The organism is Candidatus Binataceae bacterium (genome assembly GCA_036495685.1).
In the GTDB taxonomy this organism is placed as follows: domain Bacteria; phylum Desulfobacterota; class Binatia; order Binatales; family Binataceae; genus JAFAHS01.
Window position 1 is genome coordinate 1 of record DASXMJ010000007.1, and the last position, 21082, is coordinate 21082.

General features: G+C 60.2%; 16 protein-coding genes. 11 read left to right on the forward strand and 5 right to left on the reverse strand.

Annotation, left to right across the window (positions count from 1 at the left end; all coding sequences use genetic code 11):
* A partial coding sequence (locus tag VGI36_00610; GenBank protein ID HEY2483613.1) for an amidohydrolase family protein occupies positions 1-556 on the reverse strand: 556 nt, incomplete at its 3' end.
* Between the two features lie 380 nt (positions 557-936).
* Between VGI36_00610 and VGI36_00615 the strand changes: the two genes are divergently transcribed.
* From VGI36_00615 to VGI36_00625, 3 genes are all read left to right on the forward strand, one after another.
* Complete coding sequence (locus VGI36_00615) at positions 937-1320, forward strand: VOC family protein (protein ID HEY2483614.1); 384 nt, start codon at positions 937-939, stop codon at positions 1318-1320.
* Positions 1321-1557: 237 nt separating this feature from the next.
* Positions 1558-2031 carry a MarR family winged helix-turn-helix transcriptional regulator gene (locus VGI36_00620; GenBank protein HEY2483615.1) on the forward strand — a complete coding sequence of 158 codons (474 nt, stop codon included), beginning with the start codon at positions 1558-1560 and terminating at the stop codon, positions 2029-2031.
* Positions 2032-2316: 285 nt separating this feature from the next.
* Positions 2317-3801 (forward strand): alpha/beta hydrolase domain-containing protein, encoded by a 1485-nt coding sequence (locus VGI36_00625; GenBank protein HEY2483616.1) that lies wholly within the window; start codon positions 2317-2319, stop codon positions 3799-3801.
* A 69-nt stretch (positions 3802-3870) separates the two neighbouring features.
* Here the strand turns inward: VGI36_00625 and VGI36_00630 are convergent, their stop codons facing one another.
* On the reverse strand, positions 3871-4269 hold the full coding sequence (locus VGI36_00630; protein HEY2483617.1) for a hypothetical protein: 399 nt from the start codon (positions 4267-4269) through the stop codon (positions 3871-3873).
* 226 nt (positions 4270-4495) lie between these two features.
* On the opposite strand from VGI36_00630, the gene VGI36_00635 reads away from it, so the two are divergent.
* The 7 genes from VGI36_00635 to add all read left to right on the forward strand — a co-directional run bounded on the left by VGI36_00635 (position 4496) and on the right by add (position 17608).
* The gene (locus VGI36_00635; protein HEY2483618.1) at positions 4496-5263 is read left to right on the forward strand and encodes an HAD family hydrolase; all 768 of its coding nucleotides are present in this window, start codon (positions 4496-4498) and stop codon (positions 5261-5263) included.
* Positions 5264-5375: 112 nt separating this feature from the next.
* Complete coding sequence (locus tag VGI36_00640; protein ID HEY2483619.1) at positions 5376-6254, forward strand: metallophosphoesterase; 879 nt, start codon at positions 5376-5378, stop codon at positions 6252-6254.
* Between the two features lie 160 nt (positions 6255-6414).
* Entirely contained in the window at positions 6415-7800 is a 1386-nt protein-coding gene (gene hydA / locus VGI36_00645) for a dihydropyrimidinase (GenBank protein ID HEY2483620.1), read from the forward strand.
* 653 nt (positions 7801-8453) lie between these two features.
* Complete coding sequence (locus VGI36_00650) at positions 8454-9671, forward strand: efflux RND transporter periplasmic adaptor subunit (GenBank protein HEY2483621.1); 1218 nt, start codon at positions 8454-8456, stop codon at positions 9669-9671.
* Complete coding sequence (locus VGI36_00655; GenBank protein HEY2483622.1) at positions 9668-12781, forward strand: multidrug efflux RND transporter permease subunit; 3114 nt, start codon at positions 9668-9670, stop codon at positions 12779-12781. Before VGI36_00650 ends, VGI36_00655 begins: the two co-directional genes overlap by 4 nt.
* Positions 12778-16356: an efflux RND transporter permease subunit gene (locus VGI36_00660; protein ID HEY2483623.1), complete on the forward strand. Its 3579-nt coding sequence runs from the start codon at positions 12778-12780 to the stop codon at positions 16354-16356. Before VGI36_00655 ends, VGI36_00660 begins: the two co-directional genes overlap by 4 nt.
* A 244-nt stretch (positions 16357-16600) precedes the next feature.
* Positions 16601-17608 carry an adenosine deaminase gene (add, locus tag VGI36_00665; GenBank protein HEY2483624.1) on the forward strand — a complete coding sequence of 336 codons (1008 nt, stop codon included), beginning with the start codon at positions 16601-16603 and terminating at the stop codon, positions 17606-17608.
* Here the strand turns inward: add and VGI36_00670 are convergent.
* From VGI36_00670 to VGI36_00680, 3 genes are read right to left on the reverse strand one after another with little or no spacing between them, the layout of a single operon-like run.
* A complete protein-coding gene (locus VGI36_00670) occupies positions 17605-18171 on the reverse strand; it encodes a Maf family nucleotide pyrophosphatase (protein ID HEY2483625.1) in 567 nt (188 codons plus the stop codon). The two genes, add and VGI36_00670, sit on opposite strands and share 4 nt — an antisense overlap.
* Positions 18172-18179: 8 nt before the next feature.
* Positions 18180-19094, reverse strand: coding sequence for a cobalamin-binding protein (locus VGI36_00675; protein HEY2483626.1), 915 nt, complete (start codon positions 19092-19094; stop codon positions 18180-18182).
* A gap of 16 nt (positions 19095-19110) precedes the next feature.
* On the reverse strand, positions 19111-19443 hold the full coding sequence (locus VGI36_00680) for a hypothetical protein (GenBank protein HEY2483627.1): 333 nt from the start codon (positions 19441-19443) through the stop codon (positions 19111-19113).
* 290 nt (positions 19444-19733) lie between these two features.
* On the opposite strand from VGI36_00680, the gene VGI36_00685 reads away from it, so the two are divergent.
* On the forward strand, positions 19734-21041 hold the full coding sequence (locus VGI36_00685; protein HEY2483628.1) for an Hsp70 family protein: 1308 nt from the start codon (positions 19734-19736) through the stop codon (positions 21039-21041).
* The last annotated feature ends 41 nt before the right edge of the window (positions 21042-21082 follow it).

The following is a 21082-nucleotide window of genomic DNA, read 5'->3' on the forward strand; positions in this document are numbered from 1 at the left end:
GACGTGGCCTGACGTTGGCGATCTGAAGGTTCGCCTGGCGAAAACCCCCTCGGGCGGCCAGCCGCAGCATCTCCTTCAAAGCCGCTTCGGGGGACTCGGGCAGCATCGCCACGCCGATCAGGCGATCCGGAGCCGCGGCGCAAAACTCCGCAAGCCAGTCGTTGTAAGCGCGATAGCAGTAGTCGCGCAGCGCCGGATCCTCGGCGATGATCGAGACGACCGGACCGAACATCACATGGGTTTGCACACCGTCGCGGTCCATGTCGGCCAGCCGCAACGCGGCAACCCCGGGACGGCGGTCGCTCTGTTCGCTGATCCCGCTGCGGTCGAAGGCATTGATTACCGGGCTCGGCGGCCTCGCCGCTCCAGATGCGGGACGCTTGCCGAACCACGGACCCCAAACCTTGCCTTCGCACAGCCACACCGCGCGTCCATCGCGCTCCTCCACCCGGGGTGCACGATCGCGCATCGACAACACCAGGCGCTGTGTCCACAGGTCGTGGGGCAGCATCTGCAAGTCAATGTGGTCGTCGCACGAAATGATCTTGTAATCCATGCTCGGAAACCCTCCGATCTGCAGAACAACTTTCGCCTACAGGTCGCGCCACAACCAACGGTAGTCGCATCAGATTCTCGCTACGTGACCGAAGCAAGAAATCCTCCCCTTTTTCGTTGTAGCGCAAAGCTACAAGGAGAAGGACCTGCGCATGTAGCGCCGGTACAATCCCTAGGTCGCAAACCGCCACCTTTATCTGCTTTCCAACCGCGTCCGTTACGAAAAGAGCTCGGCAATTTGGGCCATGTTAGTTTTTCGAGCTGTTCTGACTGATCACTATGGCCGGCGTGTCTGAAGCGCAACCAATCGTTCTGGCGGTAGATGGACAGGCACCCTAGATAGTAGTTCGGATTGGCAACTCGAAACCGGGAGACGGGAAAATGGAGTCCCAAACAGAATACGTTCACCACGGCAAGGGGACCGTGCGACCCTACATATACGGCCGTCTGGATTTGCTGGACTTCGTAAAGAAAGTATTTGATGCGATCGAATTAGAGCGCAACCAGCTCCCCAACGGGTTCCATGTTCAAGCGCAGATCGGCGACTCGGTAATGGTGCTGTCCGCGATGGACCCGCCATACCAAGAAGCCACCCGGGGTTCTGTCTACGTCTACGTGCCCGATGTTGACGCGACCTATCAGCGCGCGCTCGCGGTGGGTGCAACCTCAGTCACCCAACCCACCGATAAACCCTGGAAAGGCAGAGCCGCCGGCGTAAGAGATTCGTTCGGCAACATTTGGTACATCGAGACCTACCAAGGCTGAATAGAACCCTCGAGAAACGGTGTTAGACTGCCACTCGTCGACCGAGGGCCAACTCGCTCAAACCCCGAGATCCTCTTGAAGGGCAGGACGTAGTCCTGCCGCAGCCTAAAAACTTGTGGCCGCTGATGGTCGCAGCCGCGTCGGTTGGAGGTGACTTCAGCTTCCACCTGCGCTAACGCGGTCGATTTCTTTATCGCCGCGAGGACAATCTCGCGCACTCCGGATACACTGCCAGTCATGAAACCAGCGAGTAACCTGGCCAATTTGCCGCCCAGGATTCTGAGCGCGCGCGCGATCGTACGAATGTTTCATCGCTTCGAATCGGCCTCGCGCGATTCCGATCTAAGCTTTGCCCAATACCGGATCCTGGGATTCCTGCAGAACGGACCGCATCGGGCCGGAGAGCTCGCGTTGGCCTCCGCGGTCAAGAAACCCACCGTCTCGGCCTTGCTCAACGGATTACGCCAGCGCGGCTGGATCTCGGATCGGACCAATCCCGTCGACGGGCGCGTCGTCACGGTGGTGCTGACCCCCTCCGGGCGTCGTCGGCTTCGCGCCTTCGACAACCAATTAGCCAGGACGCTGGAATCATACCTGTCCAAAGCCGATCAACCGCTTATATTTGCGGCCCTGACCCGCCTGTACGGGTCTCTGAGCGCGATTGGATACGCTGATCACGGAGATGGCAGGCCCCGCCTACGTACGGCCTAGTTGCGCGGCAAGATTGCGGTTTGAACGCGAGCTCGCCTAACTGACATTCTTCTTGACAACCAGTTTCCCCGAGCGAGATAGTTAGGGCAATCAAACTAGCTCTTCGTGGTGCGAGGGAGGACCAAGCCCGTCGCGCTCAAATGCGCGGGCCTGGTTTCCGATGATCGCACTCGAAGTAACGCCCGCTCACGGATCGTTACGGGGAATCATGAGTTCTGCACCCGTTCGTAGCCATCTCGCACTCATTCTTGGCGAGCACGATGCGGCCAAACAGGAGGAACCAACATGAAAGCCAGGTTCTGGGGTCCAGGCGTCGTCGCACTGATTCTGATCGCCGCCGGCATAACTCCGAGGGCGGGGTTGGCCGCCGAGCCAAACCCTACCGTTACTGGACCGATCACCGGTGGATGTAGCCCCAACTGCCCTTCCCCACCCGGCCCGACCAACGGCATTCACGTTCCGGCCGCATTCGACGGGGTCAGCAACCAAGCGTCCTTCATCGCCGCAGATTACACCGAAGAAGAGTTCCTCTTCTCGGGTACCGCCACCGCTTTCGAGCAGGACCCCGCTGCACCGGCCTGGACTTCGAACGGCGACTGGACCGCGATCCCCAGCACCACTCTCACCCCGATGGCGTACACGAGCCGGATGTTAGTGCGCAGGCCGACCGATCCGTCCAAGTTCAATGGCATCGTCGTTGTCGAATGGTTCAATGTCACCGCCTCGATCGATCTGGCGCCGGACTACGGTTACTACCAAAATGAGCTGCTCCGCGATGGATTCATCTGGGTCGGGGTAAGCGCACAACAGGTGGGTATCGACGGTTCTCCCTTCCTTCCGGGATTCGCCCTCAAGTCGTGGGACCCGGTCCGTTACGCGCCGTTGGCGCACCCGGGCGACGACTACTGCTACGACATCTACTCTCAGGCCGTGCAGGCTATTCGGCACCCCGTGGGGGTCAATCCGCTCGGCAGCGGCGCCTACGTAATCAAGGGCATCATCGCCGACGGTGAGTCGCAGTCGGCGGGGCGGATGGTCACCTACTACAACGCCGCCCAACCGCTCGCGCAGCTCTTCGATGGCTTCCTGATCCACAGCACCGGCCCTACTGGTGCCAACCTGTTCGGCGAATCCGGCGGAAGCGTACCCAGCCCCTCGAATTTGCGGACCGACCAGCAACCCGCGCTCGTCTTCGAGACCGAGACTGACACGGCCTTTTACTTCCCGGCACGTCAAGCCAACGGTCCGACTTACCGGCTGTGGGAAGGAGCAGGAACGGCGCATGTCGATTCCTACGACCTGGCTTCGTTCATGTCGGATCCGGTCAATTCAGAGCCGTCGTATCCAGCCAATTCATGCAACTTCGAGGACAATACCGCCCACGAACGTTATCTGATGGACGCGGCGCTGGTGCGCTTGAGTCAGTGGATCAATGGAGGAACCCTCCCCCCCACTGCACCGCCTATCGACGTAGTCTCGGGAGTGATCCAGCGCAATTCACTCGACATCGCGCTCGGGGGAATTCGCCTACCGGAGATGGACGTGCCAACCGAAGTCGAGCAGGGTGTCGGGAATACCGGGAGCTTGTTTTGCTTCCTATTCGGAAGGACCTTGCCGCTGCCAGTCCCGCTGAGTTCACTGTATAAGAACCACGGCAACTACGTCTCGCAGTTTGTCCACGCGACGAACAATCTCGAGAAGGCGGGATTCCTGCTGGATCCCGACGCTCAAGATGCGAAGACCGGTGCCGCCCAGGCCGCGGTTCCTTGAACTTGGGGTGCTGCACGACTGTGTCCTCAGGCAGAGTCGTGCCGCCGCCGCAAAAGCCGAGGCCTGCTTTCAGGTCAATTGTGGTCTGCGTTGGGTGAGCAAAATCGCAGAACCCCACGAGACTCCGAGCGCGATCACCACATAAATTACTGCGAAGAGCGGCGCTTGCCAGTTCTGCGGAGTTTTGATCGTAAAGAGCGTCATATTGATGAGCACGTAAGCGGCGTATGCCCACGCCATCGGCACCGCCCAACGTTTCTGTCGCCAGATCCCAATTACGTATACGACCAGGAATAGTCCGAAGGCGGGTCCGAGTATGGCGTTGGCCAAACCCGACGTTTTCGTTCCAAAGAATACAAAGCCGGCTCGGCCTCTGCTGAGCGGTTTTGAAAAATTCGACACCGCGAGCAATGCGAGTAAGATCGAGAAGACCGTCAGGATTGGACCACGCGTGGTTTTTTCTTCCATGGAGAATCGCCTCGGGCCGGTTGATTCGCACAATCGACGGTGCACCCACGGGCGCACGCTCATTGATTATCTGAGCCATTCTGAAGCGGAATCTGCTCCCAGCCTAGTGCTGATCTGAGCTCGCATCGCTGCGCGCGGTGTCCTCAACGGAAGTTCTCGTCGGGACGGACCGTTCTCATCGAAAGCGCCCGCCCAAGCTATTTCCGATTAGGGCCGAGCAATCTCCGTGACAGTGCGGGACGGATACACCAGATTGCACCGCTTGATGGCGGTGGCTAACCTTGAATTGATGGATCTCAATGCGGGTGAACCGCTTAACCTGATCTTTGACGCCGATGATACGCTGTGGGATTCCAACATCCATTTCCTCGAAGCGTGCGATGCGTTTGTCCTGGCGTGCATGGACGCCGGCGTTCCCGGGCCGGCGGACCGCATCAAAAGTGCGATTCGCGATGCCGAACTGGAGCTGATTCAGACTCTAGGCTATGGCCGCAAGCCGTACGTGCTCGCCCTTCATCAGGCAGGGCGCGAATTGATAACCAATGGCGACGGCGCGTGGCTACAGGCGGAAATCGATCGGATCGGCGATTATTTGATCGAGCGACACTGCGAATTGCTGCCCGACGTCGACACCACTTTGCTCGAATTGTCCCGCCGCCACACCCTGCTGCTGCTGACCAAGGGTCAGCGCGATGAGCAACTGGGCAAGCTGGCGCACACCGGCCTGATGCCCCTGTTCAGCCGAATCGAGACACCCCACGAAAAAAACACCGAGGCCTACCAGCGCCTGATTCGTGAGGCGGAATTGCATCCGGAGTGCACCTGGATGATCGGCAACAGCCCGCGCTCCGATATCAACCCCGCCGTTCGCGCCGGGCTGCACGCGGTCTTTATCCCTTACCCGCATACCTGGGAGCTGGAAGACGAGGAGCTGCTGGTGAGCGAACGCATCGTCGAGATCGAAGCCTTCCGCCACTTGCTGCAGTTGTTCTAGAATCGACCCTTCGATGCCCAAAGCGGAACCTACAGCAGAGCGCGCCACGAACTCCGCGCCGACGAGGACCCGAAAGGGACGACCGCCTCTCGCCCTGCGCCCGCTCCATCGCATGTGGCGCAAGACGATCGATGAAATCGAGGTTTCGCGCATCGACTTGCCGGTGCGCAAGCTCCGCGACGCCCATCGCAAGACGGTCGCCTGCCAGATCAGCGATTTTCACGTGGATCGCGATGAGGATCTCGCGCGGCTCTTCCTGGCAGTCGAAGCAGTCAATCGCGAGCATCCGGATTTCGTGTTCCTCACCGGCGACTATTTCTCCGGCCCGGACACGATGCTGCGCTATGTTGATGCATTCCGCGGCGCACTGCGCCAGCTGAAGCCCAAGGCAGGATTGTTCGCGATTCTAGGCAATCACGATCACTGGTCCTCATCCGAACGTGTCACCGAGGCGCTGCAGGCCGCGGGCGCCGAGGTCCTGGTCAATGAGAGCCGGCGCGTCGGTGTCAATGGTTCCGAGCTGGTGGTGGTGGGTATCGACGATCTGTGGGCGCGGCGCGCGGAACCGGTGCGCGCCTTCAGCCAGGTGCGACCCGGCGATACAACCATCGTGCTGGCGCACAATCCCGACACCGCGCTCTACGCGAAGCATCTGCAGCCGGGGGTGATGCTATCCGGTCATACCCACGGCGGCGTGGTGCGCATCCCCTACTATGGCTCGCCCTTCAAATCGATTTTGAAGATCGGCAAACGCTTTTACTCGGGCCTCAACCGCTTCGAAGACTTCTACATCTATACAAATCGGGGGCTCGGCACCTTCTGGCTACGAATCCGAATTAACTGCCGCCCCGAGGTCTCGCGCTTCAACCTGATTCCCTTCTCGGAAGCCAACGAAGCGGCCGCACCCGCAGTGCGGCGCCGTCCGCGCCGGCGGGTCCGGCATATTCAGGGGCCCCGGCGCACCAGCAAGCGCCATCATCCCGCTCACTAACAAGGCGCCGAAAGCGTCGGGATCGAGAAGTTCGATTTCGACGACCCCTGCGAGAAAGTTCGCCGGTTTCCGCTAGCTTTCTCGCCCTGGGGGAGATTACCGTGAGGAAGCTGCCCGGGAAAATCCATTTTCCTGGCCTGCATTTCAAGGAGCAGCCGCAGTGCTCGATCTCGCGATCGTCGGCGCAACCGTGGTAACCCCGTCGGGGGTTTCACCTACCGACCTCGGGGTCCGCGCCGAAAAAATTGTTGAGCTGAGCGCACCCGGGGCGCTCACTGCGCAGGCATCCCAGACCATCGATGCCACCGGAATGCTCCTGCTCCCCGGCGCCATCGATCCACACACGCATCTCGATGCAGAAATGTTTGCCTCACGTACCGCCGACGACTTCGAATCGGGGACAATTGCTGCCAGTGCAGGCGGAGTCACTTCGATAATCGACTACGCGTTTCAACCCGAGAACGGTTCGCTCGCCGATGCGGCTCGTAAGTGGCACGCAAAGGCGCAAGGCCGCGCGGTCATCGACTACGGATTTCACGTCGCGATACTGGACCCGACCCCCGACGCTATTGCGGAGATTCCTTACATCGTCGATCACGGAATCAGCAGTTTCAAGATTTTCATGATGAACCGGTTCGAGGCGCGCGTGCGCGACTTCATGCGCGCGTTTCGTGCGGCCGCTGAAGCGGGTGCCCTACTCACCATACACGCGGAAGACGAACACCTGATCGGCTACTGCACCGAACGCCTGCTGGCGGAGGGCCATCGCGGGGTCGAGTATTTCGCAGCCAGCCGTCCGCCGCTGGTGGAGGAGGCGGCCGTCAAGCGGGCACTTGCGATGGCGACCATCGCGGGTGCGCCGGCCTATTTTGTTCATCTGTCGAGTGCGCGCGCGATCGATGCGATTCGCCGTGCCCGCGGCGAGGGCCGCGACGTGCTCGCCGAAACGCGGCCCATCTATCTGTATCTGACCGAAGATCGCTTCCGCGAGCCGCAGGGTGAACGGTACGTCGGGTATCCGCCACTGCGTCCACAGCGCGACGTCGACGCAATTTGGGAGGGTCTCGCCGACGGAACCATCGATGTGGTCGCAACCGACCATTGCTGCTGGATGCTGCAGCAGAAGCTGTCGGCGGACCGCTTCACGCGCATCAGACCGGGAATGTCGAATCTGGAGACACTCGTGCCAATGCTTTACTCGGAGGGCGTCGGCAAGCGTCGTATTTCGCTCCAGCGGATGGTCGACCTGGTGGCAACCAATCCCGCGAAGATTTTCGGGCTCTATCCGCGCAAGGGCGCGATCACGGTCGGCGCCGATGCCGACCTTGTGGTGTTCGACCCCAGCCGCAAAGTGGTGATCCGCAGCACGGAAATGCATTCGCGCGCCGACTACGATCCATTTGAAGGGTTCGAAGTAACCGGATGGCCGCGGGAAACCATCTCGCACGGCGAAGTCATCGTCGCCGATCGCAAACCCGACGCGCGCGCAGGCCGCGGTCAATTCCTCACGCGGGGAAAATTTTCGCCGAACTGGCGCGAGTTGTAGACGCCTGCGGCCAGCGCCGACCCGGAGAAGCGCTGGAAATCACCTCGATGGTCGGCGTCCTCGGGACATTCGCGATTAGCCGGCCAGAACTTAGGTCGGTGCGACTTATCGCGCTCATGGTTGCCGCTCGAATCAAAGCCGAGTCCGGACGCATTAGCAGGGTGTTGAAAAGAAGTACTGAGGACTTCAGGCGATGATGATGAGTCTAAACACTCTGCGAAAAAGATGGTTTCTTTCCTTTAGTTCTCTCCCCGGGAAGAGATAACAGTGAGGGAAGCAGGCTGCGAAAATCCCTTTTCACTCGCCTGCTAGGAACTCCTCGTTCCCGATCTCATCCCGCGGATAGGTAAGTTTCGCGGCCGCAAAAAATTCTGCGTGACACTGTGAGTGTTGATACGCTGATCGTGGTGGCGCTCGTTTCCATGGCCTCCGCCAAGAATGTGGACTGGTGCGTCCAAAATTGCCACCATAATACAGGAAGCGAGTCAGCCGCCTGACAGGCTGACGGCCGCGACGCGTTTTTTTTCCATCGCGCGCCTCTCGCGTGGTTTTGGCAATGTTGTTCCGGCCCCAACCGTAATGTTCGATCGTCTTGATTAAATCATTTGCACCGCAACGGACTGCGCGCTTCGGTCGTCAACTTAAATATGGATATGGGTGAAAGAATTCCGGTTATCGAACCTCGTTCGGTTGCGCACTTCGATAGAGTTGAAGCCAGCCGGGGTCGAACCGTCGATCGTGCTCATCATTGGCCTTATTGGCTCGCGGGAGCGTGTCTGGCGGGCTTATGCCTCTATCTGTGGGCGACTTCTTCGGCCGGTAAACCTGCGCCGAGGGCGCCGCTGATTCCGGTGATGGCGGCCACCGCCAGAATCGGTGACCTGGATACTTATCTCAGCCAAATCGGCACGGTTACTCCGTTCGCCACGGACACGCTCAAGAGCCGCGTGGCCGGCCAGATCATCAAGATCGATTTTCGCGAGGGCGATGCGGTCAAGGCGGGACAGGTTCTGATCAATATCGACTCCAAGCCTTACGAGGCGCAGCTCCAGCAGTATGAGGGTCAGCTCAATCGCGACCGGGCGCTGCTGGCGAATGCGAAAATCACCTTCGATCGCTATCGCGATCTTTACCGCCAGGGCGTCATCGCGCGTCAGGACCTCGACAACCAGCAAACCCTCTACAACCAGGCTATTGGCACTGTAGACAACGACCAAGGCTTGATTGCCGGCGTCAAGGTCAATCTTGGTTACTGCGAAATAACCGCAGCGATCACCGGCCGCATCGGATTGCGCCTCGTTGATCTGGGCAACTACGTGCAGGCGACAGACAGCCTGGTTGTCATCACCCAGTTGCAGCCGATCTCGGTGATTTTCAGCATCAACGAAGATTACATCCCGCAGATAGCCGCGGACATGAAGGCACACGGGCAATTGCCGGTGGAAGCCTGGAATCGCGATATGAGCAAGCAGATCGCGACCGGGTTTCTGCTCACCTTCGACAATCAGATCGATCAAACCACCGGCACGGTTAAGTTGCGCGCGGAATTCGCCAACAACGATTACGCGCTGTTCCCCAATCAATTCGTCAATGCACGCGTCCTCGTCAGTACCCTTCACCAGGTGTTGCTGATTCCGACCATGGCGCTCCAGAAAACTCCGCAAGGCACTTCCGTGTACCTCGTGCAGCAGAATCAGACGGTAGCGCAGCGCGACGTCAAAGTTACTGCAACGCAGGGCGAAACCACCGCGATCGCGAGCGGCCTGAGTCCCGGTGATGTCGTCGTGACCGACGGCCTCGACAAACTCCAGCCCGGCACCCACGTCAAGGTGCAGGAGGCCGGCGCTCCCGTGCAAAACGCGCGCGAATGAATCTGTCGCGGCCATTCATCCTGCGGCCCATCGCGACTTCATTGCTGATGGCCGCAATACTGCTCGCCGGCGCCTTCGCCTACAAAGAACTCCCGGTGTCGGCCCTGCCCGAAGTCGACTATCCAACTATCCAGGTCGTCACGTTCTATCCGGGCGCCAGTCCCGACGTCATGTCATCTTCGGTGACCGCTCCGCTGGAACGCCAGTTTGGCGAAGTGCCCGGTCTGAATCAGATGACTTCGAGCAGTTCCTTCGGAAGCTCGATCATCACGCTTCAGTTCGATCTCAATCTCAACATCGATGTCGCGGAGCAGGAAGTCCAGGAAGCGATCAATGCGGCCGCCACCTACCTGCCTCCCAATCTTCCGACTCCGCCGGTCTACAGCAAAATAAATCCTGCAGACGCGCCGATTCTCACCCTCGCGTTGACTTCGAGCGAGCTTCCACTCGATCAGGTCGAGGATCTCGCCGACACGCGGTTGTCGGAAAAAATCGCGCAGGTGCCCGGCGTCGGCCTGGTAACTATCAGCGGTGGACAAAAGCCATCAGTCAGAATCCAGGTCAATCCGGTTCAGCTCGGATCTTACGGGCTCACGCTCGAACAGGTGCGCGCTGCCGTAGCAGCGTCGAATATCGATGAAGCGAAGGGCAACTTCGACGGCAAGAACCTCGACTACACCATCAGCGACAACGATCAACTGCTCACCGCGCAGAGCTATCAGCCGCTGATCATCGCCTACCATAACGGCGCGCCGATTCGGCTCTCCGATGTCGCCAAAGTCGTCGATGAGGCCGAGAACGTCAAAGAAGCCGCCTGGATGAACTCGACGCCCGCCGTGATCATGAACGTGCAGCGGCAGCCGGGCGCCAACATCATCGAGACCGTCGATCACATCAAGGCTCTCCTGCCGCGTCTGCAAAGCACGCTGCCCGCGTCGGTCAAGGTGGTACTGCTGACCGACCGCACGGTTACCATTCGCGCTTCTGTGAAAGACGTGGAATTCGAGCTGATGCTGACAATCGCGCTGGTGGTGTTGGTCATCTTCTTGTTCCTGCGCAGTATCTCCGCGACCATCATTCCCAGCGTGGCGGTGCCGCTGTCGCTGGTCGGCACCTTCGGCGTCATGTACCTCCTGGGCTACAGCCTGAACAACCTGACCTTGATGGCGCTCACGATTTCGACCGGCTTCGTGGTTGATGACGCGATCGTGATGATCGAAAATATCTCGCGCTACATCGAGGAAGGCGATTCTCCCCTGCAAGGCGCGCTCAAGGGCGCCGAGCAGATCGGTTTCACGATTCTGTCGCTGACGGTCTCGCTCATCGCCGTGTTGATTCCGCTGCTCTTCATGGGCGACATCGTCGGGCGTCTCTTCCGCCAATTCGCGATCACTCTGGCTGTCACCATTCTGGTATCAGCCGTCGTTTCTCTGACGCTGACTCCAATGATGGCGGCCAAGCTGCTCAGCCGCACGCCGGAAGACCAGAAGACCGAGTTTTATCGGAAGTCCGAGCGCGCGTTTGAAGGCGCGATTGAATTCTACGGCAAGACCCTACGATGGGTCCTGCAGCATCAGTTCGCAACGCTGATGGTCGCGATCGCGACCCTGGTACTGACCGTCTTTCTCTATTGGTACGTGCCCAAAGGTTTCTTCCCGGTGGAAGATACCGGCGTAATCCAGGGCATCTCGCAAGCACCGCAAAACGTCTCATTCGATGCGATGGTCAGACGGCAGCAAGCGCTCGCGAGTGTGATCCTCCAGGACCCCGGCGTCGAAAGCCTCTCTTCCTTTATCGGCGTGGACGGCACCAATACCACCGTCAACAGCGGCAGGATTCTGATCAACCTGAAGCCCCTTGAAGATCGCAAGGCCAGCGTCGAGGAAATTATCGCGCGGCTCCAGCCCAAGCTCGCCGCCGTCGAAGGCATTACGCTCTATCTCCAGCCGGTGCAGGACCTAACCGTCGAAGACCGGGTCAGCCGGACTCAATACCAGTACACCCTGGAAGATCCCGATTCCTCGGAGTTGCAGTATTGGACCGCGAAGCTGGTCGCGAAGTTGCGGACTCTGCCCGCTCTGCGCGATGTCGCAACTGATCAGCAAGATGACGGCCTCGGGGCGCATCTGGTGATCGACCGCGATACCGCGTCGCGCCTGGGTCTCACCTCGACCGAAATCGACAACACGCTGTATGACGCCTTCGGTCAGCGGCAAATTTCGACCATCTTCACCCAACTCAATCAGTATCACGTGGTGATGGAGGTCGATCCAAAATTCCAGCGCGACCCCAAAGCCCTCGACGATATCTATCTCACTTCATCCACCGGTGGGCAAATTCCGCTGAGCGCCTTTACTCACTTCGCGCCCGAAAGTGCGCCGCTGATAGTCAATCATCAGGGCCAGTTTCCGGTCGTGACTATCTCTTTCAATATCGCGAATGGATACTCCCTCGGTGGTGCGGTCGACGCGATCACCGCGATGCAGCGGCAAATCGGCATGCCGATCAGCGTGCAGGGCGCATTTCAGGGAACCGCCGAGGCGTTTCGCGCTTCGCTGACCAATGAGCCGCTATTGATTCTCGCCGCGCTGGTCACCGTCTACATCGTGCTGGGCGTTCTCTATGAGAGTTACATACACCCCATCACGATTCTCTCGACCCTGCCTTCAGCGGGCGTCGGCGCGATTCTCGCTCTGATGGTCTGCGGCAACGACCTCAATGTGATCGCACTCATCGGCATCATCCTGCTCATCGGCATCGTGAAAAAGAACGCCATCATGATGATCGATTTCGCCCTCGAAGCGCAGCGCGAACACGGCAAGAGCGCCCTGGATGCCATCTACGAGGCCTGCCTGCTCCGCTTCAGGCCCATCATGATGACCACCATGGCGGCGCTGCTGGGCGGTCTTCCACTCGCGCTCGGCACCGGGACCGGAGCCGAGCTTCGCCGGCCTCTCGGCATCGCCATCGTCGGCGGCTTGCTCCTGAGCCAGGTGCTCACGCTCTACACTACTCCGGTGATCTTTCTGTACTTCGATCGGCTCGCACCTGAATCCGAGAAAGTGCATATCGAAGATGAATCTCTCGAGGCGGGGGCACAGCCGACGTGACCTTCTGCGAGACTTTCGTCAGGAACTCGGTCGGCACCACGTTGTTAACCATCGCGATCGTGCTGGGCGGCTTAGTCGCGTTCCGCAACTTGCCTGTCGCTCCCCTACCCGCCGTCGACTTTCCCACTATCCAGGTTACGGCGCAGCTTCCCGGCGCCAGTCCCGAAACCATGGCAAGCTCGGTAGCGACTCCGCTCGAACGCCAGTTCGGCCATATCGCGTCTCTGACTGAAATGACCTCCACCAGCTACATCGGGCAAACCAACATCGTGCTCCAGTTCGACCTGGACCGGAACATCGATGCCGCCGGACGCGACGTGCAGGCGGCTATCAATGCCGCCAACAGTTTTTTGCCGTCCAACCTGCCGTCGAAGCCGACGTATCGGAAAGTCAATCCGTCCGATCCACCGGTCTTGATCATCGCGCTGACCTCGAAGACCAAGAACCCCGGCGAGTTGTACGACGCTGCCGATTCGATCCTCGAGCAGCGTCTCTCGCAGATCTCCGGCGTCGGCCAGGTGATCGTCGGCGGAGGCGCGCTGCCCGCCGTCCGCGTCGAGCTAAATCCCGCGCAGCTCAAGAATATGGGCATCAGCCTGGAGCAAGTGCGCACGGTTCTGGCATCAGCGAATAGCAATCTACCCAAGGGCGAATTTGCCGATGACAACAATTCATGGTCGATCAGCACGACTGACCAGCTTCTCAAGGCCGATCAGTATCAGCCGCTGATCGTCGGCTATCACAACGGCACCGCCGTGCGGCTCTCGGACGTCGCCGACGTAGTCGACGACGTGCAAAACGTGCGCGCTTCCGGCTACGTGGATCTGAATCGCGCGATTCTCGTCATCATATGGCGCCAGCCCAACGCCAACGTCATCGACACCGTCGATCGCGTCTACGCGGCGCTGCCCTCGCTGCAGGCCTCCATTCCCGCATCGATAAATCTGAGGGTGGTTCTCGACCGCACCACCAGCATCCGTGCCTCGGTCAAGGATGTCGAAGGCACTCTGCTGATTTCGATTTGCCTGGTGGTGATGGTGGTGTTCCTGTTTCTGCGCAACCTGCGCGCGACCGCGATTCCCGGCGTTGCCGTTCCGGTCTCCCTGATCGGCACCTTTGGCGTGATGTACCTGTTCGGATTCAGCGTCGACAATCTCTCGTTGATGGCGCTGACCATCTCGACCGGCTTCGTAGTTGACGATGCGATCGTGGTGACGGAGAACGTCACCCGTTACCTGGAACAAGGCTACTCGCCATACCGCGCCGCGATCCTGGGAACGCGCGAGATCGGCTTCGCGGTGGTCTCGATTAGCATCTCGCTGGTCGCGGTGTTCATTCCACTTCTGATGATGGGCGGAATCGTCGGCCGTCTGTTCCGTGAATTCGCGGTCACGCTTGCGGCCGCGGTCGTGGTCTCGATGGTGGTATCGCTGACCACCACGCCGATGATGTGCGCGAAGCTCCTGCGCCATGAACAGGAACGCAATCCCGGCAGATTCGATCGTATCGCCGAAGGCGGCTTCAACTGGATGCACCGCCGCTATGAGCAAAGCCTCAAGTGGGTGCTCAACCATTCGCCTGTGATTCTCGCGGTGGCCATCGGAACTGTCGCTCTTAACGTTTACTTATTCTACGAAATTCCCAAGGGCTTTTTCCCCGAGCAGGACGCGGGCCGGCTGGTCGGCGCGGTGATCGCCGATCAGGACACGTCATATCAGGCGATGAACCGCCGGCTGCTCAAGTTGGTCAAGATGGTGCTGTCGGACCAGGACGTGAGCAACGTGATCACTCTGACCGGTACCAATGCGGCCACCAATAGCGGGACCATGTACGTCAGTCTCAAGCCCCTCAACCAACGCAAGTTCAGTGCTCAGCAGGTAATCGCAAGAATCCGCAAGAAAGTCAGTAACTACGCCGGGCTGAGTCTCTATCTTCAGGCGCAGCAGGATCTGCGTATCGGTGGGCGATCGTCCAATGCGGAATATCAATACACTCTGACGAGCGACGACCTCGGCTTGCTAATGGAATGGGCGCCCAAGTTACTCGTAAGGCTTCGCGCGATTACCCAGCTCACTGACGTCAGCAGCGATCAGCAGAACGCGGGCCTCGCCGCCGATCTCACGATCGATCACGACAGCGCCGCGCGCTTTGGACTCTCGACCCAACTCATCGATGACACGCTCTACGATGCGTTCGGGCAGCGCGAAGTCTCCACCATGTACACCCCGTTGAACCAGTACTACGTGGTGATGGAGGTCGCACCGCAGTTCTGGCAGGACCCTGAAACCCTCGACGTGATTCATCTGAGCCCGAACCTCTCCGGTACTCAACTGGCTGGCGCAGGGGCCGCCGGCCAAACCGGAATTGCTTCGGCCTCCAGCGCAGCCGGTTCCAACAGCAGCGTTCCGCCGAGCACGCTGCCACCTGTCACCGGCTCGCAAGTTCCGGGCGTAGCGACCACCAATGGATCGAGCTCTGAAAGTCTGGCCAACATCGGCAGCCAGATTTCTGGCACCCAGACCACCACCGGCTCCAGCACCGCGCCGGTTCCAACCGGCTCAGTCGATGCCGGCATCGCCAGTACCGACACCTCGATGACTCAGTCGGGTTCTTCAAGCTCCAGCGCAATCGGTGCGACGACAACCGCCGCTCCCAACAACACAGCTCCGGTCATAGTCGCCGGCGCGACTCCTCCGTCAAATCCGGGCTTCACCGTAATCGGCGCCACTAACACCAGCCCCAGCTCGCCTGCCAGCACCGCGGTCCTGACTACGGCCAGCGTTGCGCACGGTATGGTGCCGATAGGCGCCATCAGTCGCTACACGTCGTCGACCACGCCTTTGACGGTCAATCATCAGGGCCAATTTCCCGCCGTCACCATGTCGTTCAATCTCGCGTCGGGAGTCGCGCTCGGCGACGCCGTCGGGCTGATTAATCAGGCGGAACAGGACATCCATCTTCCTGCTCCCATCCATGGAACTTTCGCGGGAACCGCGCAAGCCTTTCAGGCGTCTCTGGCCAACGAGCCGATGCTGATAGCGGCCGCGCTCCTCAGCGTCTACATCGTGCTGGGAATTCTCTATGAAAGTTATGTGCACCCGATCACGATTCTCTCGACCTTGCCATCGGCAGGTATCGGAGCGCTGCTAGCGCTGCAACTGTGTCATATCGACCTCAGCGTAATCGCGCTGATCGGCATCATCCTGCTGATAGGCATCGTGAAGAAGAATGCGATCCTCATGATCGACTTCGCGCTGGAAGCCGAGCGCAAGCAGGGCAAGTCGTCGGAGGACGCGATCTACCAAGCGTGCGTGCTGCGGTTTCGCCCGATCATGATGACCACGATGGCTGCGCTGCTCGGCGGGCTGCCTCTCGCCCTCGGCACCGGCTACGGCTCCGAACTACGCCGCCCGCTCGGCGTCACGATCGTCGGCGGACTTATCGTAAGCCAGATGCTCACGCTCTACACGACCCCGGTGATCTATCTCTACCTGGATCGCTTGCGCCTATGGGGCCTGGGGCTGATCAAGCGGCGTCCCCAAGCCGGATCCCTTCCCACCACGGCAGAGACCTGACGCCGCGTCGCGACCTGGTTCAACTAACCGTGGCCGTGCTCATGGTCATCGTGATGCTCGCATGATAGCTGCCGCAGCCGGTGAGGCTCGCGCAGCGGTTCACAGCCGATTTAGAAACTGTGAAGGAAACGAAGCTCTAGGGCTGGAAAACAGCGGACGAAACCGCTCTGCTTCGGGCGGTTACGCCAACCCTGCTTCGTGAGGCTTACTTGACTGACGCCGAGCACTCAGCGAGTGATCTTCTATGGGCGAGCTGCTCACGCTACCTAAGGCACATCTGCATGTGCATCTGGAGGGCTCGATCCGGGCCCGTACGCTTTCCGAGATAGCCCACCGACATCGGCTTGAGCTGCCGGCGTGCGCCGAGCACGGATATCGCTTTCGCGATTTCGCCGACTTCAATCTGCAATATCGAGCGATTCGATCGTGTTTGCAGGATGCACAGGACTTCCGGCGCGTCGCTTTCGAGCTGTGTCAGGACGAGGCAGTACAGGGCGTACGCTATGCGGAGGTCACCTTCACGCTGGGAGCCCACGGCCCGAGACTCGGCAATTGGGACATGCCGCTGGAGTCCGTGTTGGAAGGCTTTGCCAAGGGCGAGCAGGCATTTGGCATCAAGTGCCGAGTGATTGTTGATCACGGGCGCAGCAAACCGCGGGAACTCGCCTGGCAGGCGTTGCACACGGCTCTGCGCTACCGCGACCTGGGAGTGGTGGGGTTTGGACTCGGTGGCGATGAAAAGTATCCGCCCGAACAGTTCGCAGAGGTTTTTCATGCCGCGGTAGATGGCGGATTGCACTCCGTGCCGCATGCCGGAGAGACCCACGGTCCCGAGAGCATCCGCGGTGCCATACACGCGCTGCGTGCCGAGCGAATCGGCCACGGCATAAGCGTCCTGGACGACGAGATGCTGGTAGTTGAATTAAAGGCGCGCGGCATAGCGCTCGAAGTCTGTCTGACATCGAACGTCGCGATTCCCGCCCGGGTGCCGTCGATTGACCGTCATCCCCTGCCGGACCTGCTGGCTGCCGGATTGACGGTTACCATCAATGCGGACACCCCGGCGATCTTCGCCGCACCGATTGCTTCCGAGTACCAGCTGGCCCGCGATACCTTTGGCCTGGACGATACCGCGCTCGCCGGACTCGCGCAGGCGAGCGTCACTGCTTCATTCGCTGATGCCAACACCAAGACTTCGCTGCGACAGGCTATCGACCGCTGGCTGGGCGAGACGCAAGATCCCGGGCGCTAAATTGCAACGCCCTGTTCGCGCAGGAACACGATGAGTCGGCTTACCGGGATCGCAGTCAGAAAATTGTAGCTGCCGGAGATTCGTTCGGCGAAACGGAGCACCCCGTCGCCTTCGAATCCGCCGGCACAACTCAGCACCGGGTATAGGGCGATGTAGTCCTGAATTTCACGATCGGTCAGGGAGCGAAACGTGATTCGCGAGACCTCGACCGCGGAGAGGATCTTTCCGGTCTCTGGCCGCAGCACTACCAGCGAGGTCACGAATTCCAGGTCGCCGCCGGACAGTTCTCTGAGAAACTCGGCGGCCTCCTTTAAGTCGCGGGGTTTTTCGTAGGTTCTGCCGTCCTTGGTCACCACCGCATCGCCCGAAACGATCACCGCATCGCGAATCTCTTCGGCCACTTTGTAAGCCTTGGCTTCGGCCAGTTTGCGGGTCAGCGCGACCGGGTCGAAGTCTCTTATCGCTTTTTCGTCAACCGCGCTCGGACGCACTTCATAACGTACCCCGATCAGATCGAGCGCGCGCCTGCGCGACCGCGACTCCGACGCGAGTACGATTCTCATCGCGCGATTTACACGCGCGCCCAGCCCGAGCCTTCATGTCCGAAGTGAAAAATCTCGGGATGGAGGATTTCGGCCAGAATTTCCAGCGACTCGACGATGCGCGGTCCCGGACGATTGAAGTACTGATTGCCGTCGGCGAGGAACACTTTGTGGTCCCGGACGGCACGGAGCGCGTTCCAGAGCGGAGTACCGCTCAACGCGGGTAGTTCGCGCCGCGAGCGCTCCATCGGAAATCCGCACGGGGAGACCATGATCACCTCCGGGTCCCGAGCGGCAAGTTCCTCGATCTTCATCCACGGCGAATGCTCTCCGGCCCGGCCGAAGAGATTCGTGCCACCCGCCATCCCAACCAATTCCGGCATCCAGTTGCCCGCCGACATCATCGGCTCGATCCACTCGATACACGCGAACGTCGGTCGCGTCTTGGCCACCCGCGCGCGCTCGGCAACCGCATTCATTCGAGCCCGGAGAGCCGCGACTGTATGCTCGCCGCGTTCTCGCACACCCAACGCTATCGCCACCCGCGTCATATCCGCGAACACGTCCGCGAGCGCGTAGGGCCTGAGCGACACGATATGCGGGCGCGCACCGAGCCACTCGGCCACCGCCGCCTCGACGTCGCTTTCGTTAACCGCGCAGACTTCACATTGCGATTGCGTGACGATCACGTCGGGCCGGAGCTCGCGCAGTCGAGCCGCGTCTACTCGATAAACCGAGAGCGCCTCCCCGACGATTCGCTTCACCTGTTCGTCGATCTCGGCGCTCGTGCCTTCCACCGCGATTTTCGGCTCGGTCAGCGCGGGCAGCTGCTCGACACCGGCAGGAAAATCGCATTCGTGGGAACGCCCCACCAATTCGCGGCCGAAGCCAAGCGCACAGACGATCTCGGTGGCACTCGGCAGCAAGGTCACAATTCTATGCATCCGGTGGACTCCGTCGCTATTTGACGGTGTAGTTGCACGACTCGATTTCACTCAAGCCGCGACTGCTGCTCACTTGTTTCAGGCTCACGGCACCTTCGCGGACTCCGGGCGCTACCACCTCGGCCACGAAATACTCGCTCTCCGGTCGTGTCTCGAACTCGATGCGACTGGAAGCATCACTCGATGCATAGCACGTGACCATGCCCGGTTGTTCAACAAAGGGGTAGTAGCCGCCCGACACGATCGCGATGGTTGCGTGGCCGCAGGTTATGTCCGGGTCCAAGGTCGCCGAAAGCGGATCGGATTGCCGATAGACGTAGATCACCGCGTGGTTACTCGTCAGCTGCATGCGTTGGAAGGGAGTTCCCGGCGCGAAACATCCCAGGCAAGCGATCGCTAGCGCCGCAAAAGTCAGCCGTTTGGATGAGCGTCCCGCCAGCATCGCAACCGGCTCGGGATTTTATTCTTTGCCGCCGATCGGGCAAATCGTTTTCACTCTGAAAAATAAAAGAAACGGCCCGCGCGAGGCGAGCCGCCAAATCCACTTCATCCAAAGCCTTTGGTCACAATACATGAAAATCGTCCACATTGACAACGATTAGAATGGCCTCGATGCTCGTCGTGCAGGGGAGCGGCGCGATGAGTTCACCAGTACAGGCGGTCGGGCTTGATTTCGGCACGACCAACAGCGCGATCGCGATCATCGGAAGCAACGGCGCACCACGGCTCGCGCGCTTCCGGAACGCGGCGGTCGATGCTTACGATGCGGAAACCTTTCGATCGATTCTGTTTTTCGAGGCAACCGAAGAGACCGGCGGAACCGAATCCGCACTGTCGGTTGGCAATGAGGCGATTCGCCGCTACCTGGCCGCGGCCGGGAACGGTCGGCTGATTCAGTCGCTCAAGTCATTCCTCGCGGTACGCAGCTTCGAATCCACCGATATCATGGGCGAAGATTATTCGCTGGGCGATCTGATCGCTCCAATTCTCGTCGATCTGCGCAACGCCGCGGAAGCGCAGTTCGGACCGCTGCCGGCGCGGGTGGTAGTCGGAAGGCCGGTGCACTTTTCGGACGCGCGTACCGACGACGACGACGGGTTCGCCCAGGCGCGCCTAGACGTTGCGGTTCGGCGTGCGGGATGGGACGACATAATTTTCGAGTACGAACCGGTCGCCGCGGCCTATGACTACGCGAGCAGAATCACGCGCGACCAGCTTGTCCTGATCGGAGACTTCGGCGGCGGAACCAGCGACTTCTCGATTCTCCGACTCAGACCACCCGGCGCCGCGCGGGACCCACGCTACGAGATTCTCGGCAACGACGGTGTCGCCACCGCCGGGGACGCCTTCGATGGACGGATGATGCATCATGTCGTCGCGCCGGCGCTCGGCCGCGGGTCGCGGCACCGGTCGCCCTACGGGATGGTTCTGCCGGTGCCAACCTGGCCATACTCCAAGCTGGAGCGCTGGCATCACCTGTCGCTGCTGAAAAACCCGTCCACTCTCTCTCGCCTGCGCGCGCTGCAGCGCGACGCAATCGAGCCGGCGAAAATAGCGGCGTTGCTGCATGTGGTGGACAGCGACCTCGGCTACTACCTGTTTCGCTCGGTCGAGAAAACCAAGGTTGAGCTGTCAGCGTCAGAGTCGACGGAGTTCGCCTTTTCCGATCCACCGACGGAAATCAGCCGGGTCGTGGGACGGCGGGAATTCGAGGTGTGGGTTGCGTCTCAACTGCTGGAAATCGAACGCTGCGTCGCTCGCCTGATGACGGCAGCGGCTCTTTCTCCAGAGCAGATCGACAGTGTGTTCCTGACCGGAGGTTCCTCGTTCGTGCCCGCGGTGCGCAGAATTTTCAGTCTTCGATTCGGTGCAGAGAAGATTCAGCTGGGCAATGAGTTCACCTCGGTGGCACGCGGCCTCGCTCTGCGCGCCCTGCAATTGGGCTAGCGCCACGCCACCGCCGCGCTCTCCTCGTTGTTGCGGACCGT

What these genes read in the sequence shown, in the direction of transcription:
- add (HEY2483624.1), top strand. Translation starts at nt 16,601, where the DNA reads ATGGGCGAGCTGCTCACGCTACCTAAGGCACATCTGCATGTGCATCTG.
- VGI36_00625 (HEY2483616.1), top strand. Translation starts at nt 2,317, where the DNA reads ATGAAAGCCAGGTTCTGGGGTCCAGGCGTCGTCGCACTGATTCTGATC.
- VGI36_00640 (HEY2483619.1), top strand. Translation starts at nt 5,376, where the DNA reads ATGTGGCGCAAGACGATCGATGAAATCGAGGTTTCGCGCATCGACTTG.
- VGI36_00680 (HEY2483627.1), bottom strand. Translation starts at nt 19,443, where the DNA reads ATGCAGCTGACGAGTAACCACGCGGTGATCTACGTCTATCGGCAATCC.
- VGI36_00630 (HEY2483617.1), bottom strand. Translation starts at nt 4,269, where the DNA reads ATGGAAGAAAAAACCACGCGTGGTCCAATCCTGACGGTCTTCTCGATC.
- VGI36_00620 (HEY2483615.1), top strand. Translation starts at nt 1,558, where the DNA reads ATGAAACCAGCGAGTAACCTGGCCAATTTGCCGCCCAGGATTCTGAGC.
- VGI36_00655 (HEY2483622.1), top strand. Translation starts at nt 9,668, where the DNA reads ATGAATCTGTCGCGGCCATTCATCCTGCGGCCCATCGCGACTTCATTG.
- VGI36_00685 (HEY2483628.1), top strand. Translation starts at nt 19,734, where the DNA reads ATGAGTTCACCAGTACAGGCGGTCGGGCTTGATTTCGGCACGACCAAC.
- VGI36_00650 (HEY2483621.1), top strand. Translation starts at nt 8,454, where the DNA reads ATGGGTGAAAGAATTCCGGTTATCGAACCTCGTTCGGTTGCGCACTTC.
- VGI36_00675 (HEY2483626.1), bottom strand. Translation starts at nt 19,094, where the DNA reads ATGCATAGAATTGTGACCTTGCTGCCGAGTGCCACCGAGATCGTCTGT.
- VGI36_00615 (HEY2483614.1), top strand. Translation starts at nt 937, where the DNA reads ATGGAGTCCCAAACAGAATACGTTCACCACGGCAAGGGGACCGTGCGA.
- VGI36_00670 (HEY2483625.1), bottom strand. Translation starts at nt 18,171, where the DNA reads ATGAGAATCGTACTCGCGTCGGAGTCGCGGTCGCGCAGGCGCGCGCTC.